Origin of the sequence: Paenibacillus roseus, assembly GCF_016424485.1 — a bacterium.
GTDB lineage: Bacteria > Bacillota > Bacilli > Paenibacillales > Paenibacillaceae > Paenibacillus_D > Paenibacillus_D roseus.
Window position 1 is genome coordinate 157,683 of the sequence record NZ_JAELUP010000003.1, and the last position, 21,065, is coordinate 178,747.

Here is a 21,065-nt window from a genome sequence, read left to right on the forward strand (position 1 = left end):
GGCGAGGGGAGAAGCGGCGATGAAACCGACGATGATGACCTATATTCATGAGGAGCAAGCGATGTCTCGCGACATTCTATCCAAGTATCCGGAGCAGGTGCGACCGTTTGCCGATCTGGCGAAGGACAAAGAGGACTGGCTTGTATTGGCTACAGGCTCAAGCTATAATGCGGCACTGAGCGCCAAATATTTTATTGAAAAGTGGGCGGATGTGCGGATCGATGTGCGGGAGCCGTTTCATTTTACCTACTATGATAAAATCAGTCCGCATATCGACCTGGCGATCGGGATTTCCCAGAGCGGGCAAAGCACCTCCACCATCGGAGCACTGAACCGAATCCGCAAGCAAAGCGGCATTCGGACAGTCTCTTTGTCCAGCGATCCGAACAGCGCCATATCGGAGGCGGCCGATATCTCAATTGACATTGGCTGCGGCAAAGAGCGTGTAGGCTATGTGACCAAGGGCTTTCTGGCAACGGTACTGACCTTTATGCTGGCAGGACTCCATTTGGCTGAGCTGAAGGGCCGGGCGACGAAAGAAGAGGTAAGCCGTGCATTGAAAGAGTTCCAGACGGCCATTGATGCAATTCCGGATATCATCGCGGGGACGGAGTCTTTCTATGCGTTGCATAAGGAAGCTTTGATAAGCGCGCCCAGATTTACAGCCATTGGCTACGGGCCCGCGGTTGGCACGATCAAGGAAGTGGAAACGAAATTTTGCGAGACAGTCCGTATGCCTTCGCAAGGAATTGAATTGGAAGCGTTCATGCATGGCCCTTATCTTGAAGTGAATCCGAACCATCGCATCTTCTTCCTGGAGACGGGAGGGCCTGTCCATGAAAGGCTGGAACTGCTGCGGGATTATGAGAGTCGGATTACAAATTATACGTATACGGTGTCGCTGGGCGCTTCGGCAAACGATCGAACACTGGGCCTGGGGCTTGAAGTCGACGAATATTTGGCCCCGTTCGTTCTCATCATTCCGTTCCAAATATTGGCGCATCATATAGCCGGAGGCAGAGGAATCGATTTGACGAACCGCATATATACGGATTTCGGCGTGGCGATGAAGAGCAAGACGCAGCCGGGCGATTACGCATAAGGCTATCGAACTTTTGGCACAGGATATATGAAAATGGAGCATGGGGGGAAACCGGGGTGGCTGCGGAAACATATATTGATCTGAGTCATATCATTGAAGATGGATTAGTAACGTACAAAGGACTTCCGGCACCTGTTATATGTGATTATTTAAGCCGCGAGGCGTCCAGAGCATTATATGAGGAAGGAACCGAGTTCCAGATCGGAAAGATCGAGATGGTGTCCAATACCGGCACTTATATTGATACGCCATTCCACAGATATGCTGACGGGAAGGATCTGTCGGAGATGGAACTGACAGCTTTCGCCGGTCTGGATGGCATCGTGATTCGGGCAACGGAGCAGCAGCCTGCAATCGATGAGCAGGTCTTCCACGGACGGAATTTGCAGGGGAGAGCCGTATTGGTGCACTCAGGGTGGGACAGACACTGGAATACGGAGCAGTATTTTGAGAATGCGCCTTATCTGACAGAAGCTGCGGCCGCTTATCTGCGTAATCAGGGAGCCGTCCTAGTCGGCATTGATTCCTTCAATATTGACGATACGTCGGGTAAATCGAGACCAGTTCATTCCTTATTGCTTCGCGAAGGCATCCCGATCGTGGAGCATCTGTGCAATTTGCAGCATTTGCCTGAGGAAGGCTTCACCTTTTATGCGGTCCCGCCGAAAATCAGGAACATAGGCACCTTTCCTGTAAGAGCTTTTGCTGTCACTACAAAATGATGTGCCCGGATGATGTCCGGATTTCGAGTCCATTTATCCTTATGCTTGAGAAAAACCTGCCGGATAATTATCCTTCCATCTGCACAGAGTAAGAGGCAGAATGGGAGGGCTGCGCCATGGATCAAACTGTCAAAAATCTGCCTTGGTGGCAGCTTGCATTATTTGGTGTCGGCTGTACAATCGGCAGCGGATTTTTCCTCGGTTCCAGCCTGGCAATCCGCAAGAGCGGTCTGCTGGTGTTGCTGCTTTTTTTGCTGGCGGCCATTGCTACACTTTGCGTATTTGAAGCACTCGCCCAAATGACAGTAAACTCTCCGCAGAAGGGCTCCTTCCGTACATATGCCAAAAAAGCCTATGGACGCTGGGCGGGCTTCTTGATGGGGTGGACCTACTGGTGCTCGGAAATTCTCATCATGGGCAGCACGCTCACGGCGCTCGGACTATTCTCGCAGCTCTGGTTTCCTGCTATGCCGCTATGGGCATTCACTGCCGTCTACGCCATATTGGGACTAGGCGTAGTTGTTTTGGGGAGCAAGGGCGTCAATAAGGCGGAGAATTTTTTTGCTGTGATCAAAATCGCCGCCCTGTTGATGTTCATTTGTGTCGCTGTACTGGGACTGGTCCGCGGAGCCGGAAAATGGAGCACGCTCCACAATTCTTCGGCATGGCTGGGAGAAGGATGGCAGGGGCCGTGGAAAGGGCTTCTGTATGCGTTCTACGCCTTTGGCGGCATTGAAGTGATGGGGTTTATGGCCGCAGATTTGCAGGACCCGAAGGATGCGCCTAAGGCAGGCCGGGTAATGTTGCTCGCCGTGACGGTATTGTATATGCTGACGGCCGGGCTAAGTTTGATGTTTGTCAGCCATGAAAAAATCGTTCATTCCAAAAGCCCGATTGTTGCAGCTTTTGAAGCGATGCATTTGCCTTTTTTTGTCCATCTGATCAATGCGGTAATGATTATTGCCGGTTTTTCGATTCTGGTGGCATCGTTATATGCAGTCTCCACGATGCTGGTAACTTTGGCGCAGGACAAGGACGCTCCAAAATGGCTTGCAATAACAAAAGGGAAAAGAGAACTGCCTCTTTACGCTTTGGGTATGAATGCTTTGGGCTTATGTATGTCGATTCTCTTGGGATTGCTGCTGCCCAAACAAATCTTCGAGCATATTACAACAGCTGCCGGGCTTGTCATCTTATACACTTGGCTGTTCATTCTCGCCACATATCTCAAGCTGCTAAAGCCGGGGGCAGGCGGCTGGGTGAAATCGTGCACGGCAATACTGCTTATTGTGGCTGCCGTATCGGGCGTGCTTCTGGAGAGCTCGGGACGTCCGGGTTTTTGGTCCAGTCTGATGCTCCTGCTTGTAATCGGTTTGATTACATTATATATGCAGCATAAATGGAAAATCGAAGAGCCAGAGCCGCATTAGCGGTTCGGCTCTTTTTGCGGTTCGTCAACCTTATTTGTGAAACCGGATGCCCAGCGCTTTGAACTTGTTTTTCATATAGGTGAACGGACATTTCGAGGGGATGCTCTCATCGTCACGCAGAAAGTATTGCTTCCATTCCAGATTGTCCTCCTGGCCATACCATTTCAGTGAAGGATGTACTGGAATACCGTCGTAATCGACAAGCTTTTGGCGAATGAGCTTCTTCATATTGCGTCCGAAAGCAGTCGAATCGTTAATCGTCTCAAAAACCCATCTGGGCTGAAAGGCAATCGTGAAATGAGGAGTATGACGACTTCGACGCTGCTCATGAGCGGGCGTGCCGCAGAAGGCAAAATAAGGGTGACCATCAAAGCAAAACTCCCAGGAGTGATGAGCAGGATCGGTAGATATGTCATCCGGCCAGACGGTAGTATCCTTCTCACTGACCCGGTTCAGCACGGACCAAAAAAGCTCCTCATAGGCTTCTATTGCAACATTGGTCAGCTCTGTTGGCGTATCAAATAAAATGACCAGGGATGCATATTTGCCTGTATCCCGTGAGCATTCGCCATACTGGCTCAAAAGTGAGGCGACATCCGAAATCGCATGCTCGCTTCTCGGGTCGGCGGCGAAACCGAAGCGCAACTGATTGGATAAAAAACCTTGTCTGCCGGGAATGCATGGATACGTTCCGCCAGGGTCGGCAATCATACCGGAAAATTGTTCAAAGGCTTCCTGCTGCCATTGCGGCAGCTCGGCCAAATGCTCGTCAAGCCATGCTTTCGTCAATAACTGGGCCATTGCATTGAATCCCCCTTGCAAGTATAAGAACATTTTATGCCCAAGGGGGAAATGGGTGAAAGCCTTCATCCGAATAGCTGAATATAAGCCTTGTAGCCGAAATATGCGCCAAAACCGAGCAGGCAAACGGCAGCAGCAGCAGATATGAACCGTAATGTTGCAGGGCCTGCAAAGCGGTGGAAGGAGCTAGCCAAGGTGGCTATAACGACATCCCACAAGAGAATTCCAGCAAAGATGCCCATACTGTGAAGCAAAATGGTCAGCATTCCGGCGCTGTGCAGGCTGCTTGCAAGGATAGAGCCATAAATGCCAAGCCAAAACAGGATGTTAAGCGGGTTCATCAGCGCCATCATAAAGCCGGAGCGGAATGATCCTGCCCCGGAAATTTGCTTTTCAGGTTTTGGAGGATATTTAAGGTTGTTCAAGGTTTCGATACCCGTGTAAATCAGGACAAAACAACCAAATAACCACAAAAAGGTTTTAATAAATGGCGTATCGAGAAAATGGGCCAGTCCAAAAAAAATAAGCAGCATGTACACCAGATCGGCAAACATTGCCCCTAGCCCAACCAGCCATGCATGCATGAATCCATATCGGGCGCCGCGGTCAAGCTGGGCCGCATTGATCGGGCCAATCGGTGCAGATAGCGAGATGCCAAGCACCATATACGTTATAAAGGTATTCATCGACATCGCTCCTTGAATGAAGAATGAACGTGTACAAGTCATTGTATTCAAGGAGCTTGCCGGTTAGAAGCCGTTACCGGATATCAATCGCTATCGACGTACACGTGTAGCCGTTGCAGGCGCTCTCGGCACAGGGACAGGCGGAGACGGCTACGATTAGATCCATTTCCGCGCGTAGCTCAATATAATCTCCTGCTCTGGACAGCGGACGCTCTACACGGACAGAGCCGTCAGCATCAACCACTGTATTCATGAACAGATTAAACGGGGTATGCTGATCTGCAGCCGGGATGCCAAACGCTGCTAGAGCGTGATTAAGATTATCATAGCAGCTAATATGATCTTTCTTGTCATACAGCACTTCATACATTTCGGGGCGGCAAGCCGGCAGCAGTAGATCATGTCTGCCTACAGTGTCGCTCAGGATTGTGAATACAGGCCGGTATCTCGTAGAGTAAATGATATCTCCCGGCGTTACATTTTTGCTGCGTACCGTATCGAGGGTGACGCCGGGATCGAGCCGCTCACTTGGGTCGTTAGCATTAAAGGCTACAAAGTCTGCGACCTGTTCTCCTTCCACATCGGTAATGCGCACGATATGTCCTTTTAATAATTTGAAGCCCAATTCCTCGGTCGCCGGGATGAGCCAGTGCTGGCTGCTCATGAAGATTCCTCCTTGCCGTTCTAATTGTATAATTGTATGGATTTAGTATGGGTACCACATTTGAAACCCATACGGTGCGAATATTTTACAGGGACAGGAAAAAACATTATAGTTAAGCTGTTGCAAACAGCCCCGTATTCAATACTAAGTCCTTGGAGGTGCTGCATATGCTACAGCCTATCGCTTCACATCCGTATGTCAAGATCGAGCGGGGAGTCACTTCCAATCCTCAGGACATGATTGTCCATCAGCGGGTTATTGAACTGTATGAGACGAAGATTACAACCTGCCACCGCGAATTTTCAATTGGCGAAGTCCACGATATGTCATACCGCAAATTAGGGAAGGAAGGCGGTTTTTTGTACTTGCACACCAATCAGGGTGTGTTTCCCTATACGGTCAAGGATAACCCCATCGCGCTTATTCAGGCTTTCAAGCAGCTTATAGACAACATCAATATCTGAGCAATACCGTGTGTATTCTTGCAATCACGAAGCTGTTTTTTAACAAAAGCGACTCCCAAATGAGTCGTTTTTTGTCGTAGGCAGTTTAAGGTATTGTATTTTTATCTATTAAATCCAAATTTATTATTTACATCTTTTATTTGTTATTTTTTGTTGATATAATCAATATGCATCAAAAGAAAGGGGGTGTTTTATGTACGATTAAAAACATTGTTTTTGCAAGCGTTTACTTTGAGTAACAGCCCCAAAGAGAATTTCAAAAAATGAATTGGAGGAAAGACAAATGTCTATATTAACGCCAAACAGCAAGCTGTTAGCACGGATCTTTGCCATCTGTTTAATTTTCATATTCATAGCTTCTTCTGTTCCTTACCGTACTAATACAGCAGCAGCCGCTCCACAATTTAAAGTCATCGCTTTTTACAATGGAACTTGGGATGCAGCCCATATAAGCTTTGTGAACGAGGCAAACCAGAGATTTCCCCAGTTGGCCAGCCAGTACAATTTTTCATACGAATCGACTACCGATTGGAGTAAATTGAATGCTTCCTATCTTTCCCAGTACAAGGTTGTCATTTTCTTAGATGGCGCACCCCCTGCCGCCCAAAGACCTGCATTTGAGCAATATATGAGAAATGGCGGAGGATGGCTAGGATTTCATGTCAGTGCTTTTACCACAAACCCTTCGTCATGGAACTGGTACTATAACGAGTTTTTGGGGTCGGGAGCTTTTAAATCAAACACGTGGTTCCCAACGCCAGCTGTGTTGCGTCTCGAAAACAGTAACCATCCCGCTACCAGTAATATGCCAGCAACATTCAAAACCCCCGCAAACGAATGGTACAGCTGGTCGGTTGATTTGCGCAACAAACCAGACATTGATATCCTATACTCCATTGATCCTGTGAGTTTTCCCCTTGGAACTGACCCCAACCAATCTTGGTACAGTGGCTATTACCCTGTAGTTTGGACCAATAAAAATTATAAAATGATGTATCTCAATGTGGGCCATAATCTTATGGACTACGCAACTAACACAACGAAATCCTTTACTTTTTCTGATGCGACTCAGAACAAACTGATTACGAACGCGATTTTATGGATGGGCGGCGGCCAACAGCCTAACACCACCTATAATGTACCTGGCACAATAGAAGCTGAAAACTATGCCAGCATGTCGGGAATACAAACCCAGGCTACTACCGATACAGGCGGTGGACTGAATGTAGGTTGGATCGATCCGGGAGATTGGCTGACGTATCGCATCAATGTTCCTGCTGCCAGTACGTATAAAATAAGTTACAGGGTAGCAAGTCTAAATGGCGGAGGAACCATTCGAGCGGAAAATGGCACTACTAGTCAAGTATATGGTTCTGCCCAAGTTCCTTCTACTGGCGGTTGGCAGAACTGGACCACTATTTCCCATGATGTTAGTCTTCCTGCTGGGGAACAGATATTAAGATTGGCATTCCCCGCTGGAGGGTTTAATCTGAACTGGATTAGAATTGAAGACAAAACTATAAAAATTGAAGCAGAGGATTATATATCCAGTTATGGCGTTCAGAAGCAAGCCACAACAGATGTTGGGGGAGGGCAAAATGTCGGATGGATCGACCCTGGTGACTGGATGATTTATTCAACTCCAACCCCTCTTTCTCCTGGGACTTACACCATCAGCTACAGGGTAGCTAGCCCAAGTGGCAGTCAAATTCAATTTGAACGGGCTGGTGGAGGAGCAGTATTCGGTACCATTACAGTTCCAGCAACGGGAGGATGGCAGAACTGGACCACCATTTCCCACGATGTCGTACTTTCATCTACAGAACAGCAAATTGGTTTAGCGTTTCCTACCGTAGGAGGTTTAAATATCAATTGGTTTACAATTACCAAGAAGTAATCGTTCTCTTAAAGAAATATTACCCTATCTTGCTGTCAAGTGGAAGAGGGCATTTTAGTATACTGTAAGCGTTTACCAAAAGTGATACGTGAACCAGCAACAAACTAAAGAAAGCTTCTCCATAAACCAGGGGGTCAGTCCCCTTGTGGGAGAAGCTTTTTCTTTTACCGGAACAGCGAAGTTGGGAGCAGCTCATGGGTACCTCAGTACACGGCTCCCGTATGAACATACATATTTCGAAAAAATTCTCTATTACGACTTTGACAAATTGTTTATTTAGCAGTAGGATGTACAATAAAAAAGGAGAATTAGGCTTCATGAGTATTCCTAAAACATTAACAATTGCCGGATCGGACACGAGCGGCGGGGCAGGCATTCAGGCCGACCTCAAAACCTTCCAGGAGCTTGGCGTCTACGGCATGACTGTATTGACAACTATCGTAGCTATGGAGCCTGAAACGTGGAACCATCAGGTGTATCCCGTTGAACTGCATATTGTAGAAGCGCAGCTCCGTACGGTATTGGACGGCATCGGCTTCGATGCAATGAAGACCGGGATGCTCGGCTCTACCGATATTATCGAGCTTGTGGCTTCCCACTTGAAGCGGGCAGAACGTAAAGGAATTGTCATCGATCCTGTTATGGTGTGCAAAGGAACAGATGAAGTGCTGCAGCCGGAAAACACAGATGCGATGATTAAATATTTGATTCCAGGTGCCGATCTGGTAACGCCTAACCTGTTTGAAGCTTCGCAGTTGGCGAAGACCGGTCCGATCCGTTCGCGTGAGCAAATGCAGCAAGCCGCGGCTATTATTCAAGAGCAGGGAGCCAAGCATGTTCTGATCAAGGATCGCGGCGTTATTGAGCCCGGCCGTGCTATTGATCTGCTCTATGACGGGAGCGCCTTTGACTGGCATGAGGCTGATGTTGTAAAGACGACCTATACGCATGGGGCAGGCTGCACCACATCTGCTGCAGTAACAGCAGGGCTGGCAAAAGGACTGTCTGTCAAAGAGGCGGTTCGTGAAGGCAAAGCCTTCATCACCAAGGCAATTGCAGGCGGCTTCCCGCTGAATGAATTCGTCGGACCGACACTTCATGCCGCTCATCGGCTTTAGCTTTAAGCCGATTTGAACGAATTTAGGCTACATTCGCGAGCCGAGCAATGATAAGTTTGAGAACAAAGGCTGTATCGCGGCAGAATATTTCTGCTGCTGTGCAGCCTGTTTGTTGTGTCCATGATCCACCAGTCCAATGTAAAATTGGGCAATTTCATTCTTTTAGGCATATTAGGGGTGGTATTCCGCGTACAAATTTCAAGGTACTGAACTTCGTCATCAACCAAGTTGATGAGAACAAATTTTAAGGAGGAATTGCAATGAAATTCAAAAAAGTCTTTTATCTAATGCTTGTATTGACCATGATGATGACGACTTCCGCGTATGCTGCGGGTAATGAGGAAGCACAGAGCGGAACCGGTCCTGAAGGCGTCGCAGTAAATGTTCTAAACCTGGCAGATGGGAAGCTCACGACTTTGGATGAAAATGGCGTTGAAACGGTATCGTACTTAACCGAGGAACAAATTGCAGAAAAGCTTGCTGAGGCTGAAGCAGCCTCGGCTAATCAAATAGGGGCAAGGGCTGTAAATACGACTCAATATGTATCTATCCCTAGAGAGATCGATGGCAATCAGGCAGTGTCTATCGGAAATTTCAACACATATCCACATTATAATTTATACGTTCACGTGGTTTATTTGAGCTATGTGACAAACATGAATATTATTCTGGAGAGCCCGGATGGCAGCCGTGTCTGGAGGGAGAACGTTAGTCAGGGGCAGGTGGTTTGGTTCAACATAAACAATCCAAGCCTGAATTATAAAATCAAAGTGAGCACAAACGGAAACCTTGTAGGTGCCGGAGCGTTAAAAATATATTCAACATAAATTTAAATATCTCCAATCTTGCCGAAAGGCTAATCTGCTGGCTTTTCGAGCAATGATGAGTTTGAGAACAAAGGCTGTATAACGGCAGAATATTTCTGCTGCTGTGCAGCCTGTTTTATATTTTTCATCCAACCTACATGAAATAACGTACAGCAGATATTAGCATAATCACTGCAATGCCAAAACATAACCGCATCAACCATTTATCTTGACGGTCAAATATATTCATTGCGTTTCTCCTTTCACATAGCTCGCATTGAACAGGAATAGCCGAAGCAACAGTGTCAGCGCCGGAATCAGCAATGCAAGTCCTGCTATAAATGCGATAACCAAAGCGCGTCCCATTACCGGATTGGTAACACTGCTTGAAAGCGTCAAATACGGATAGAGCAGGTAAGGCAGATGGGAGATCCCGTACCCAAAGAAAGCAAATGCAAACTGGAGCATAACCAGAATAAAGGCTGTTCCATATTTTTTGCGGTGCCAAATCAGCCATATGGCAATGATAAAGCTGACCAGTGATAGTGCGAACATCCACCATACATTGAGGGTGTGCTGAAAGTGTTCCCGGTTATGGTTTCGCAGCGCAATAAATACGAATAAGCTGGAAATTATTGTTGGCACGCCGCCCCATATTGCGAACGTTCGCAGCCATTCGAGCGCCTGCTTGTCCCCCGCATAACTCGCATAATACGTTAGAAATGTTGAACTGATAAACAACACGCTGGAAACAGCTAAAAATACAACCGCCCATGAATAGTCGCTAAAGAACAACTCTTCCATAAGCAGAGATACAGAGCCATCCCCAACCGTTAAAAAACCGCCCTCCGAAATGGTAAACACCGTCGATAGGGCTGCCGGAATGAATAGGCCGGTTGCTCCATAAGCCAGAAGATACAGATTGCTTTTGGGGGCCCCGTAATTGGCAAAAGCGTAGAACGAGCCTCGAATTGCCAGGAGAATCAGGGCAATGCTGCCAGGGATGAGCAGGGCGGTGCCGTAGTAGTATGCGGTCTCAGGGAAAAAGCCGACAATGCCGACGAAAAAGAAGACCAGAAAAACATTGGTCACTTCCCAGACCGGTGATAGATATCTCGAAATGACCGGGCCAATCACAGTATCAATTCCGATTACCCTGCCGTAATAGGCATAAAATCCGGCCCCAAAATCGATGGAGGCCACGATTAGGTAGCCGTACAGGAAGACCCATAGAACCGTGATCCCAATCTGCTCAATTGTCATCTGTATCTTCTCCTTACAAAATAATTCGGCGTTCTTCAAGCTCCAGTTCGGCAGGTTTATTGCGGAACAGCCGGCTTAGCACTACAAGGCAAACAATCCCCAACAAGAGATACAAGGCGGCGAACAGCCAGAAGGTAATCGGGGTATTGGGGTTCGTCGTAGCTGCTTCGGCTACACGCATGTAGCCTCTTAATATCCACGGTTGTCTGCCGACTTCCGCGTAGAACCAGCCCAACTCGATCGCCATCAGGGCGAATGGACCGCCTGCAAGAATGGCTCCCAACATCCAGCGGTTGTAGGCATTCCAACGCTTCACTCTGCTGATGAGCAGAAACAACACGGGTACGGCCAGCAAGTAGAATCCGATTCCGACCATGGCATCAAATAAATAATGGACATAAAGCGGGGGCCACTCGTCCCGTGGAAACTCATTCAAACCGACAACAACACCATTGGGATCATACGAGGTCAACAGGCTAAGCCCATTAGGAATCGTAATGGCTCCAGTAATCTCATGGGTAACAGGGTCCAATCGTCCTCCAATGACCAAGGCTGCTCGACTGCCTGTCTCGAAATGCCATTCGGCTGCCGCGAGCTTCTCAGGCTGCTTCTCGAACAGAAATTTAGCGGAAATATCTCCGATCAATATCGTAGCCGCCGCCAGTACAAGTCCGGTTATCATATTGAGACGGATGGATTTTTTATTGTAATCGTTATTCCTCCCCCTAAGCATGGAAAAGGCTGCAATCATGCCGAGTACAAATGCAGATGTCAGATAGGCTGAGGACAAGACATGCGCCACCTTGGAGGGGGTAGCCGGATTGAACATGGCTGCGAGCGGGTCGAGGTTAATCAATTTGCCATTCTCAAGCGTAAAGCCCTGTGGAGTATTCATAAAAGCATTGACCATTGTAATAAACAATGCGGATGCCGATGACCCCACTATAATCGGGAGCGTAAGCAGCCAATGCCGATACGGATTGGAGAACCGGTTCCATGTATACAGATAGATGCCAAGAAAAATAGCTTCGAAGAAGAATGCAAAGGTCTCCAAAAAGAGGGGGAGGCTGACGACATTCCCTGCAAACCGCATGAATTCCGGCCACAGCAAGCTAAGCTGGAGGCCGATGCATGTTCCGGTCACAACACCTACGGCTACCGTAATGACGAAACCTCGCGTCCATCGTCTTGCCATGAGCGTGTAATGGGGATCGTTCTTTCGAATACCGATCCATTCGGCAATGGAAATGAAAATAGGGATGCCCACTCCGATGGTTGCAAACAGAATATGAAATGCCAGTGTCATCTCCGTCAAGTAACGGCTCCAATTCAGCTCGCTCATTCAAACCTCTCCTTGTTTCCATCAGGAATGTATGTCTAAATGTCCATTTATTAACATGCCGGACTTTTCCAAAAGTATACATGGTTATTCGATTTGATTTTATAGTCAAGATTTTGTTGACAGATGATAGAGATATGCATATACTTATCCATGTAGTTAATTAACCATTTTGTTAAATATGATTGAAAGAATAGCCCCTATGTAAGTTGAACGAAAGAAACCTTCTCTCAACTTATCAATGTGCTTTTCAAAAAAACTAAACAAGGCAGGTAATTAGAAATGACAACCGTATTGTATATTACAGCAAACCCGGGCAATGAGGAGACTTCTTACAGCTTGGGCGTGGGGCAAGAATTCGTGAAGACATACCAAAGCGCTAACCCGGAAGATGAAGTCATTCACCTTGATTTGTTCAAAATGGGGATTCCGCAGTTGGATAGCGATATTTTTTCAGGATGGGGAAAGATGAGTACAGGTATGCCATTTAATGAGTTAACAGACATAGAGAAGGAAAAGATTTCTAGATTGGCTGAACTTGTGGATCAATTTATTGCTGCAGATAAGTATGTGTTTGTGAACCCGATCTGGAATTTCTCCTTCCCAACCGTGATGAAGGCTTATCTGGATGCGTTGTGTGTCGCGGGAAAAACGTTTCGATATGTTTCCGGGAAGGGGAGAGTCGGCTTGCTGCAAGATAAAAAGGCTATTCATATTCAAGCCAGCGGAAGTGTATTATCACAAGGATCAGCATATGCTGACTGGGAAATGGGACACCGGCATTTGAGTGTTATCATGGAGTTTTTCGGAATTTCCGAGTTTGAAGGCATCTTTGTCGAAGGGACGGCAGCAGCTCCGGAACAAGCCCGGAAGATTAAAGAAGATGCTGTACAAAAAGCCCACAAAATAGCCAGTAGTTTCTGACGGATCTATGGAGTGCGTTAGCAGGCCAGCTTGACAGTGAAATGTACCCGATTTATAATTAAATACATGGTTAAATATAACGATGAATTATTAAATGATGTGTTTCATGTTCTTTCCGACCCTACACGCAGAGAGATCATCCGACGTTTGGCGGATGGAGAAATGACGGTAATGAGTCTTGCCGAGCCATTTGAAATGTCACTACCCGCAATTTCGAAGCATCTCAAAGTTTTGGAAACGGCAGGGGTTGTTTCCAAGAGAAAGGAAGGAACGTTTCGTTATTATAATGTGAACCCCGACGTTGTGGATCGTGCCAAGGAATGGTTAATAGATTTAAGTAAGTTCTGGCCGGAGCAGCTCATTAACCTTGAGCATTTTCTAGACCAAAACACTAAAAACCGTTAACGGAGGCGCTATTCATGATCACAATGCAAAATGGAAAGCATCTGCTGGACGTTCACCATATTTACCGTGCAGACAGAGCAACAGTCTACCAGGCCTGGACAGTCAAGGAGCAATTAGAACAATGGTGGGGTGTGAAAGGATTCAAGACAACGATTGAACGGATGGATGTTTCGCCAGGGGGGATGTACAGATTTGCCATGCAAGCCCCGAATGGCTTCGTTCACACATTAGAGGGTCATTATGTGGAGATCATCCCAAATGAGAAACTGTCGTTTACCTGGAACTGGGTGAATGAGGCGGATGCGGACGAAACGCTGGTCACCATTCATTTTGTCGATAAGGGTGGTCAAACAGAGCTTATTCTGAACCACGCCAACTTCACTACCTTGAAAGCAGCGAAAAGGCATAATAATAACTGGAAGAGTGCTTTGGAAAATGGCTTGAGCGATTATGTGCACTAACCCCACAGCAGTATGAGCTTTAGTTGACCGGAATGTATTCACAGTGAGACTGCAAGCTCTTGTCATGATGGACAAAAGCTTGCAGTCTTTTTTTAAAAAATAAGCATGCCTGAAATCAGCCTTCCATCTCCAATGCAAATTCGGAATGATAGATGATCGGCAGGGAAGGCCGAATGGAGAGCAACTGCTCATAACTGCTTACGACTTCATCAGCCTGGGACAAATCCTGATTGCCGGAGCCGGGATTCTGGAAGCCGACACATCGCATCCCGGCGCTTTTGGCAGCTCGTACACCGTTGCGCGAATCCTCAATGATGAGGCAGGAGGCAGGATCTACACCGAGCAAGCCGGCTGCATGAAGGAAAATATCCGGCGCAGGCTTGCCGTGCGCGACTTCTTCCCCGGTAACGAAGGCGTCAAAGTATGCGCCAAGCCCGGTTTTATCCATAATCAGCTCAATGAGCGCTTTGGGGGATGAAGAAGCGACGGCAAGCGGAATCCCTTGGGATTTTAGCCAGCTTAACCAGCGCTCTACATTTGGCATAGGCTCCAGTCGTTCAAAGCCGGACATGATTCGCATCACGTTGCCTTTATGATAGGATAAGGCTTCCTCCAGTGTGCATCCCAGGGGCTTCTTGTCCAGCACTTGCTGCCACATCGATTCCAGCGTCACGCCTACAAACGTGTGATGCTCTTCCTCACTTACGTCTGCTCCGAAATGGGTGAACGAGCTTCGTTCGATTTCAAAATAGATCGGTTCGCTGTCAATCAGAACACCATCCATATCGAAAATAATAGCTTTTATTGGAGCAGCTTTCCAATCCTGTTCATTTGCAATCATGTTCATCGCTCCTTGACGGTTTGAATTTGCATCGCAGTTCGTGGGATCACTCAGCTGGACTGAAGAATGACTTTAATCGCTTGGGAAGAGGGATTCAGCGTACGCTCGCCGATATTGCAGCCCAGTGCCTGGAAGGCTTCCTGATATTGTTCCAACGGGAACGTATGCGTAATGATTTTTTGTGCCGGAACAATATTTTGTTCAATCATGTACAAGGCAGTAGCGAACGTGCCTAGCGAATCGATGGAGCCGATAATTTTCAGACTGCGGTCGACAATCTCTTTCGGATTAAAGGAGCTAAGTCCGTCTCTCAATCCTACAAGCATCAAATAACCGCCATGCGCCAAGTTGGAAAGGACTTGTGTGCCAACGACACCTGTCGTATCCACAATAAGATCTACCTGCTGATCTTCTGAAGAAGCAGCTTGCACCGCCGCATCGAATGAGCCGTAGGCTTCCCAACGTTCGGGAGCGATGGTCGTCGCCAGAGCTAACCGTTCGCTGGAAATATCTACTAGACTTCCGGTGACGCCTTTGGAGGCAAGCGCATAGCTGTAGAGAATGCCGATCGGTCCTGCTCCAAGGATAATGGCTCTGAAATTGGGCAGCAGCTTAATCTGGTTGATCCCCGTGAGAATGCAGCTTAAAGGCTCCGTTAATGTCGCTTCCTCATAGCCGACATGTTCTTTTAGCTTGTACAAGAACCGTTCCTCGGTCATGTAATAGTCGGTGAAGGTTCCGTCTGCGCTGACACCTGTTTCTGTGACTGCTTTATGGATGCAATGGTTTTGCCTGCCGGTCCGGCACAGGGAGCAATGCCCGCAGTAGTAGGTCGGGTCGATGACCACACGGTCACCGGGCTTAAGGGTGCTGACCGCAGGACCGACTTTGACGACTTCACCGGCCGATTCATGGCCGAGAATGATAGAAGATACCGCATGATATTTTCCGCTTATAATGCCAAGATCGGTCCCGCATACACCGGTTGCCTTGATACGGACAAGCACCTGGTGGTCCTGGGTTATCTCCGGGACAGGTCTTTCCTCCAGCGCCACATCCCATGCCGATTTATACACTAAGGCCTGCATAGCCAACCCCTCCTCAATTTTTTATCCGACGTTGCGAAGAACAGCTTCCAACCTGCCTACAATTTCGACGATTTCATCTTCGGTTGCGGTCAGTGAAGGACGTACCTTCACCACATTGCCAAAACCGTAACGGGACCCGCGAAGGATCAAGTGTTGATCGGAGAAGGCCTGCTCAATAATGGCGTTGGCTTTGGCTACATCAGGAGCGTCGTCGCGATCGACAATTTCAAGGCCCCACATGAGTCCGACGCCCCGTGCCTCGCCGATGAAACTGTATTTTTCAGCGAGCCCTTCAAGCAAATTTCCTAAAATCTCCCCTTTCCATTTAACCTTGTCCAGAAAGCCAGGTTCAGAGACGACCTCCATTGTGGCTTTGGCAGCCGTGACCGAGATCAGATTGCTTCCAGAGGTGAAGGAATGCTCATGCTTCTCCAGCACATCCAGCCTGGATTGCATAATGACGGCAGCGACCGGAACGCCAATTCCACCCAGGCCCTTGGCCAGTGTAATGATATCCGGCTTGATATCAAACAGCTCGCTGGCATACATATATCCGGTTCGACCGATTCCGGTCTGAACCTCATCGGCAATGAGAATAATATGATGCTCATCACACAACTTGCGCAGAAGCTGGAAATACCCTTCAGGCGGAATGATATTGCCGCCATTGCCAAGAATCGGCTCAATAATCATGCAAGCGACGGAGCCTGAGCTTGCGTATTCAATAGAATCCGAAATGGCTTCAATGCATTGAAATCCGCAATCGGGTCTGGAAGAATTGAACGGGCATCGATAGCAGTAGGGAGCAGGCACATGCAGAGAATTGGGGGCAGAGGAGTTCGGGAATTTCTTGCGCCGGAAGGCGTTGCCGGATATGCCGGTTGCAAATTGGGTCTGACCATGATGGGAGAGGAAGAGGCTGATGATGTCGGAAGCCCCGGTGTATTTTTGGGCAATTTTGGTGGCGCATTCGTTAGCGGTTGATCCGGTAATATCGCGCATCCAGCCGGCATCAATGCCGTTCGGAGCGTACTCGGTCAAGTGGGCAAGCACTTCATTCACGTAAGGCTCGGTAAACGTGGAGGACATATGAGCAAGATTGCCTACCTGCTCTTGAACTTTCTCTACAACATGCGGGTGATTATAGCCCAGGGACAGATTAAAGGTACCTGATACGCCATCAATATACGCTACACCCGAATCGTCAATTAACTGAATTCCTCTTCCATATCTGAATCGCTCTTTCGTTACTGTTTGCATAATCTTCCCTCCAAGTGTTAAATGGTGAAGCTGCTGTCTGAACTCTTGCTGCGTACGTTCCATTGATGCGACAGTCCGATTGCCAGAAGCAAGACAAAACTGAAGCCTGCCAAAATCCAGATCGCGCTAATTGCAGGCCATCTGGTCATTCCCCAGCCGATGCCATATTGGAGCACGGCTCCCCCAATTCCACCGGCTGCGATGAGGATGCTTGTTGTTCTTTCGGTCATCCCGGGAATAAGCGAGTTGGCGTAGACAAGAGTAATCGAGAAGAGACCGGACATAAAAATTCCGATTGCGAAAATAAGCAGGTAAGTGGCAATTTCATTGGAGATTACAAGCATGGCAATCGTAAAGAAAAGTGTACCGAGCGTACTCCACAGCAAGAAAGGGATGTAGCGGATTGATTCCGCGATTTTTCCAACAAACAAACGCCCGATTACCATCGCAACCCACAGCATGGTTACACTTAAAGATGCCAAAGACTCGTTGACAGAAGTGGTTTCGATCAGAATGGAAGGAAGGAAATTCATAAGCCCCAGTTCAAGGCCCATATAGACAAAGAAGAATACGACAAAAATGGTCAAAACAATGATCTGCTTGCGGTGATAGCGTTTCTTTTCTGCAGGCACATCCGGACTTTCAGCGCTTTGGATACGGAGCAGCCTGGAGCTTTCGGCAGGCATCGTCATCCAGAGCAGCATGAGTACAAGTGTTATCGCCGAGGTGCTGAAGAACGTAAACTGCCAGACATCAAAACGAATGTACAGGCTGGCTGCGATCGGGATGAGCAGGGCGCCGACTCCGAAATAGACGTCGAGCTTGGTCATGGCAACGGCTTTTCCCTGTTCAGCGAACTCAATCGTGAATGCTCCAATGGAAGATTCGATCATACCGGAGCCAAATCCGATGCATAATGTCATAGCGATCACCCAGGCCCATGCAGGCAAAAAGCCGATTACCGCAGCCGCTGCCGCAATACTGATCAATGCAATCAGCAGCATCGTTTTTCTACCGAGCCGAGCAGATATCATCGGAGATACGAGCACGCCAACCAGAAAGCCGATGAATTGCAAAAATAAAAGCGTTCCGCCATCGCTGTAATTACGTTCATAATGCTTCAGCAGTGTAGGCAGCAGGGGACCTAATATAACACTGGTAATGCCGATCAGCAGATAGAATCCGCAGCTTAGAACAAACAGTCTCCTCAATCATCATCCTCCTCTAATTCTAGTATTATTTCAAAAATATGGATGGAACTATATAATTTATACCATATGGACTTTCAAATAGAAATAGACTTTGTGTTAACTTTAATCATGTCTATAAAAGTTCTGCAAGCTTGTTATTATTAGGATTTTGGATTGAATTGAGGTTGTCAAGATGGATAAAAATAAAGATAAAGAGTTTTCTCTGCTTGGATGTCTAGCAATAATTTTGATTTTGATCCTAACAACTCAACTTTCGCAGAGCCTAAATCGGCTTGAGTTCTTTTAAGCACAGGCTTTGCAAGCCATAAGATATATGGCTTGCAAAATAGAAAGACACCGCTCCGTTTGGTAAAGTGAAAGTACGACCACTACCCTGTTCCAACTCATCCAAGGACAGAAGCTGTCTCTCAAAGAACTATACGCCGTGGCGTCTCCTGTCGCAAGCAAGAAGCGCGGCATTCGCCGCTCCATCCAAGCCAAGCTTCCTTCGGGCATTCCGGTTCGAGTCGTATTTGTTCGTCATCACTCAAAGAAAACCAGGTGGCTGGTGATTTTGGCGACTAATCTTTCCCTCACCATAGAAGACATCACCCGGATTTACGCGATCCGCTGGACATCGAAATCTTCTTCAAATGCACCAAATCGTTGCTTCGCCTGCAAAAGGAGTTTCAAGGCCGTTCCTATGATTGCTAATCAGGCATACGACCATTGTGTTTTCCCGCTACACGCTGCTGGCGTGGCGGCATCGGCAAAGCACAGACGATCGTTCCTTTGGGGGCTTGTTTTATTGTAATGCTCCCGATTGCAAGACACGAATTTCTGAAAAATAAGTTAAGCCCTCCTTCCGGAACTTAGGATGCGATAGGCCTATCATGATGGGCATAGAAATGCAGGGGACGCTCCTCATTGTAGAATTGGACATAACGAGTTACCCCTTGGCGCAACGCACGAGGGTTCTCAAATACTTCTAGGAAGATATATTTATACTAAGCGATCGAAAGAAGCGCGAGCCATTCCTTCTTTCTAGAGCGACGACGGATCGTTTGCCTTGCACGAGATACCGCTTATTGTCGTTCTTCACCATACCAATGACATGCAAGCCACGCCCGAGCAAGTCTTGAATGAGCAGGGCATGGGTGAACCAACTGTCCATTAAGACATATTCGGCCACGGTCCCGGAGGAAAGCGCCCGATCCAGTAGCTCAGGGATCACGCGCGGAGCCGAGAGCAGTGCTTCCTTGCGACGCTTATAACCGCAGGAACGTTTGTCTACTCCACTGTGAATGCCGGTCAGTCCGGACTTGGCCGAACTGAGCAAGGCGAAATCCAGCGGAAGAAACGTATGTCCGACCAGCCCAGCGTCAGGAGACGAAATCCCTTATAATACGCACCGGTCGCGTGATCCAACCCTGCCTGCCTCAGGTGTTTCAGGACGCTGAGTTCCTGAAAGGCTGGCCCAATTTCAGCAGGGAGTTGATCAAAACACGACTTTTTTATCATGGAAGGGACACCTCTTCTGTGGTTTGTGATTGCTCGGTACTTTCACTCTACCAAACGAAGTGGTGTTTTTCTTATTTTTTCAAGACCATTACTTTATTGTGGTTTAGTCCGCATCAGGACTGGAGCTTAACTGATTTTCGCTCTGCGAAAGTTGAGCTAACTATATAAAGTTATGCAACAAAAACTTAAAAAATATTTACATTAAATACATATAATGATATAGTTTCTAACTGAAAGGTTTTGAGTTAAATTATGGAATATATAGATATAGGATGTAAAAGACTTCCTCGCTATAGTTCAATGGCTAATGTCTGCTTCATAGAAAAATAGTCAATACTGCTCAGTAAGACGATTGATAGGACGGGATGACTGATGTGGACCACAATGAGCAGCAATGACAATATGATTTTAGAAATGTTCAAAGTAGCTTTACAACTAAAAGACCTGTGGGGACTAACGCATATCGAGTTTGACGATCAGGATCAAGCTTGGCATGTGTTCATTGACTTTGAACGAGCGACCTTTAATTGTCCATTATGTGGTATTTAATTAAAATAATATAATAATATCACACAATCTCCGGTAAACTGGGCTCGACCGCAGTCGCATTTTACGCTGCTATTTGAAGCATGGGCCATGCGATTGATGGCCGAAATGTCTGTCAATGCGGCAGCCCGTGAGCTTAGGGAACATGACACGCGGGCACCGCTACATTACTCTGTTCGTAGATGTCGACCATAAAACGGTGCTTTTTGCCACCGAAGGCAAAGGCATGGATACGCTGGAGCGTTTCAAATCACACTTAACGGCAAAAGGTGCTGCCGCGCAGCAGATCGAAGACGAAGAGCCTGTAAAATTAATGAAGTGCATCAATGATCAATCACAATATAGTTAACCAATGTTTTAAAATACAAATTTCAGAGAAACTATTTAAAACTGGGAGATAAAACTGGGAGATGATTTGATATGTACGTAAAAAAGAAAATTATAAGTTCAATCATTCTAATGTTAATAATAGCTTTATTTAATACATCATCCTTGAACTTTACTGTTTTCGCTCAAAATGATAAAAAACCAATATAC

21 protein-coding genes and 2 pseudogenes are annotated in these 21,065 nt (G+C 47.2%); 13 read left to right on the plus strand and 10 right to left on the minus strand.

Annotated elements, in window-relative coordinates; genetic code table 11:
• The first annotated feature begins 19 nt into the window (after positions 1–19).
• The 3 genes from JFN88_RS01510 to JFN88_RS01520 all read left to right on the plus strand — a co-directional run bounded on the left by JFN88_RS01510 (position 20) and on the right by JFN88_RS01520 (position 3,254).
• On the plus strand, positions 20–1,102 hold the full coding sequence (locus JFN88_RS01510) for an SIS domain-containing protein (protein WP_199017524.1): 1,083 nt from the start codon (positions 20–22) through the stop codon (positions 1,100–1,102).
• A gap of 56 nt (positions 1,103–1,158) precedes the next feature.
• On the plus strand, positions 1,159–1,824 hold the full coding sequence (locus JFN88_RS01515; protein WP_199017525.1) for a cyclase family protein: 666 nt from the start codon (positions 1,159–1,161) through the stop codon (positions 1,822–1,824).
• Between the two features lie 116 nt (positions 1,825–1,940).
• Positions 1,941–3,254, plus strand: a complete 1,314-nt coding sequence (locus JFN88_RS01520; RefSeq protein WP_199017526.1) for an amino acid permease — start codon at positions 1,941–1,943, stop codon at positions 3,252–3,254.
• Positions 3,255–3,284: 30 nt separating this feature from the next.
• Here the strand turns inward: JFN88_RS01520 and JFN88_RS01525 are convergent, their stop codons facing one another.
• From JFN88_RS01525 to JFN88_RS01535, 3 genes are all read right to left on the minus strand, one after another.
• Positions 3,285–4,055 (minus strand): YqcI/YcgG family protein, encoded by a 771-nt coding sequence (locus tag JFN88_RS01525; protein WP_199017527.1) that lies wholly within the window; start codon positions 4,053–4,055, stop codon positions 3,285–3,287.
• 65 nt (positions 4,056–4,120) lie between these two features.
• Positions 4,121–4,741: a LysE family transporter gene (locus tag JFN88_RS01530; RefSeq protein WP_199017528.1), complete on the minus strand. Its 621-nt coding sequence runs from the start codon at positions 4,739–4,741 to the stop codon at positions 4,121–4,123.
• Positions 4,742–4,814: 73 nt separating this feature from the next.
• Positions 4,815–5,405, minus strand: a complete 591-nt coding sequence (locus JFN88_RS01535) for a DUF1989 domain-containing protein (protein ID WP_199017529.1) — start codon at positions 5,403–5,405, stop codon at positions 4,815–4,817.
• A gap of 167 nt (positions 5,406–5,572) precedes the next feature.
• Between JFN88_RS01535 and JFN88_RS01540 the strand changes: the two genes are divergently transcribed.
• From JFN88_RS01540 to JFN88_RS01555, 4 genes are all read left to right on the plus strand, one after another.
• On the plus strand, positions 5,573–5,869 hold the full coding sequence (locus JFN88_RS01540) for a hypothetical protein (protein ID WP_199017530.1): 297 nt from the start codon (positions 5,573–5,575) through the stop codon (positions 5,867–5,869).
• Positions 5,870–6,152: 283 nt separating this feature from the next.
• Entirely contained in the window at positions 6,153–7,766 is a 1,614-nt protein-coding gene (locus JFN88_RS01545) for a carbohydrate-binding protein (RefSeq protein WP_199017531.1), read from the plus strand.
• A gap of 317 nt (positions 7,767–8,083) precedes the next feature.
• The gene (gene thiD, locus JFN88_RS01550; RefSeq protein ID WP_199017532.1) at positions 8,084–8,884 is read left to right on the plus strand and encodes a bifunctional hydroxymethylpyrimidine kinase/phosphomethylpyrimidine kinase; all 801 of its coding nucleotides are present in this window, start codon (positions 8,084–8,086) and stop codon (positions 8,882–8,884) included.
• Between the two features lie 260 nt (positions 8,885–9,144).
• The gene (locus JFN88_RS01555; RefSeq protein WP_199017533.1) at positions 9,145–9,711 is read left to right on the plus strand and encodes a hypothetical protein; all 567 of its coding nucleotides are present in this window, start codon (positions 9,145–9,147) and stop codon (positions 9,709–9,711) included.
• Positions 9,712–9,936: 225 nt separating this feature from the next.
• Here the strand turns inward: JFN88_RS01555 and JFN88_RS01560 are convergent, their stop codons facing one another.
• Both JFN88_RS01560 and JFN88_RS01565 read right to left on the minus strand, forming a co-directional pair.
• Positions 9,937–10,953, minus strand: a complete 1,017-nt coding sequence (locus JFN88_RS01560; RefSeq protein WP_199017534.1) for a cytochrome d ubiquinol oxidase subunit II — start codon at positions 10,951–10,953, stop codon at positions 9,937–9,939.
• A 13-nt stretch (positions 10,954–10,966) separates the two neighbouring features.
• Complete coding sequence (locus tag JFN88_RS01565; protein WP_199017535.1) at positions 10,967–12,295, minus strand: cytochrome ubiquinol oxidase subunit I; 1,329 nt, start codon at positions 12,293–12,295, stop codon at positions 10,967–10,969.
• A 279-nt stretch (positions 12,296–12,574) separates the two neighbouring features.
• On the opposite strand from JFN88_RS01565, the gene JFN88_RS01570 reads away from it, so the two are divergent.
• From JFN88_RS01570 to JFN88_RS01580, 3 genes are read left to right on the plus strand one after another with little or no spacing between them, the layout of a single operon-like run.
• Complete coding sequence (locus JFN88_RS01570) at positions 12,575–13,216, plus strand: NAD(P)H-dependent oxidoreductase (RefSeq protein WP_199017536.1); 642 nt, start codon at positions 12,575–12,577, stop codon at positions 13,214–13,216.
• A gap of 36 nt (positions 13,217–13,252) precedes the next feature.
• A complete protein-coding gene (locus JFN88_RS01575; protein WP_332908411.1) occupies positions 13,253–13,621 on the plus strand; it encodes an ArsR/SmtB family transcription factor in 369 nt (122 codons plus the stop codon).
• A 14-nt stretch (positions 13,622–13,635) separates the two neighbouring features.
• Entirely contained in the window at positions 13,636–14,082 is a 447-nt protein-coding gene (locus JFN88_RS01580) for an SRPBCC family protein (protein WP_199017537.1), read from the plus strand.
• 115 nt (positions 14,083–14,197) lie between these two features.
• Here the strand turns inward: JFN88_RS01580 and JFN88_RS01585 are convergent, their stop codons facing one another.
• Genes JFN88_RS01585 through JFN88_RS01600 form a run of 4 tightly spaced genes read right to left on the minus strand, consistent with a single transcriptional unit; the run spans position 14,198 to position 18,482 of the window.
• Positions 14,198–14,923 carry an HAD family hydrolase gene (locus JFN88_RS01585; protein WP_233167320.1) on the minus strand — a complete coding sequence of 242 codons (726 nt, stop codon included), beginning with the start codon at positions 14,921–14,923 and terminating at the stop codon, positions 14,198–14,200.
• 50 nt (positions 14,924–14,973) lie between these two features.
• Positions 14,974–16,011: a zinc-dependent alcohol dehydrogenase gene (locus JFN88_RS01590; RefSeq protein WP_199017539.1), complete on the minus strand. Its 1,038-nt coding sequence runs from the start codon at positions 16,009–16,011 to the stop codon at positions 14,974–14,976.
• Between the two features lie 21 nt (positions 16,012–16,032).
• Complete coding sequence (locus tag JFN88_RS01595; RefSeq protein ID WP_199017540.1) at positions 16,033–17,271, minus strand: aspartate aminotransferase family protein; 1,239 nt, start codon at positions 17,269–17,271, stop codon at positions 16,033–16,035.
• A gap of 17 nt (positions 17,272–17,288) precedes the next feature.
• The gene (locus tag JFN88_RS01600; protein ID WP_199017541.1) at positions 17,289–18,482 is read right to left on the minus strand and encodes an MFS transporter; all 1,194 of its coding nucleotides are present in this window, start codon (positions 18,480–18,482) and stop codon (positions 17,289–17,291) included.
• Between the two features lie 382 nt (positions 18,483–18,864).
• Here JFN88_RS01600 and JFN88_RS25590 point away from each other — a divergent pair.
• Positions 18,865–19,270 (plus strand): annotated as a pseudogene (locus JFN88_RS25590) (IS4 family transposase); the annotation flags it as partial.
• Between the two features lie 251 nt (positions 19,271–19,521).
• Here the strand turns inward: JFN88_RS25590 and JFN88_RS01610 are convergent.
• A pseudogene (locus tag JFN88_RS01610) lies at positions 19,522–19,886 on the minus strand (transposase); the annotation flags it as partial.
• Positions 19,887–20,618: 732 nt separating this feature from the next.
• Here JFN88_RS01610 and JFN88_RS25100 point away from each other — a divergent pair.
• Together JFN88_RS25100 and JFN88_RS01620 are read left to right on the plus strand one after the other, a co-directional pair.
• Positions 20,619–20,723 carry a hypothetical protein gene (locus JFN88_RS25100; RefSeq protein ID WP_369123004.1) on the plus strand — a complete coding sequence of 35 codons (105 nt, stop codon included), beginning with the start codon at positions 20,619–20,621 and terminating at the stop codon, positions 20,721–20,723.
• Entirely contained in the window at positions 20,674–20,877 is a 204-nt protein-coding gene (locus JFN88_RS01620; protein ID WP_199017542.1) for a hypothetical protein, read from the plus strand. The genes JFN88_RS25100 and JFN88_RS01620 overlap by 50 nt, the downstream gene beginning before the upstream one ends.
• Positions 20,878–21,065 lie beyond the last annotated feature (188 nt).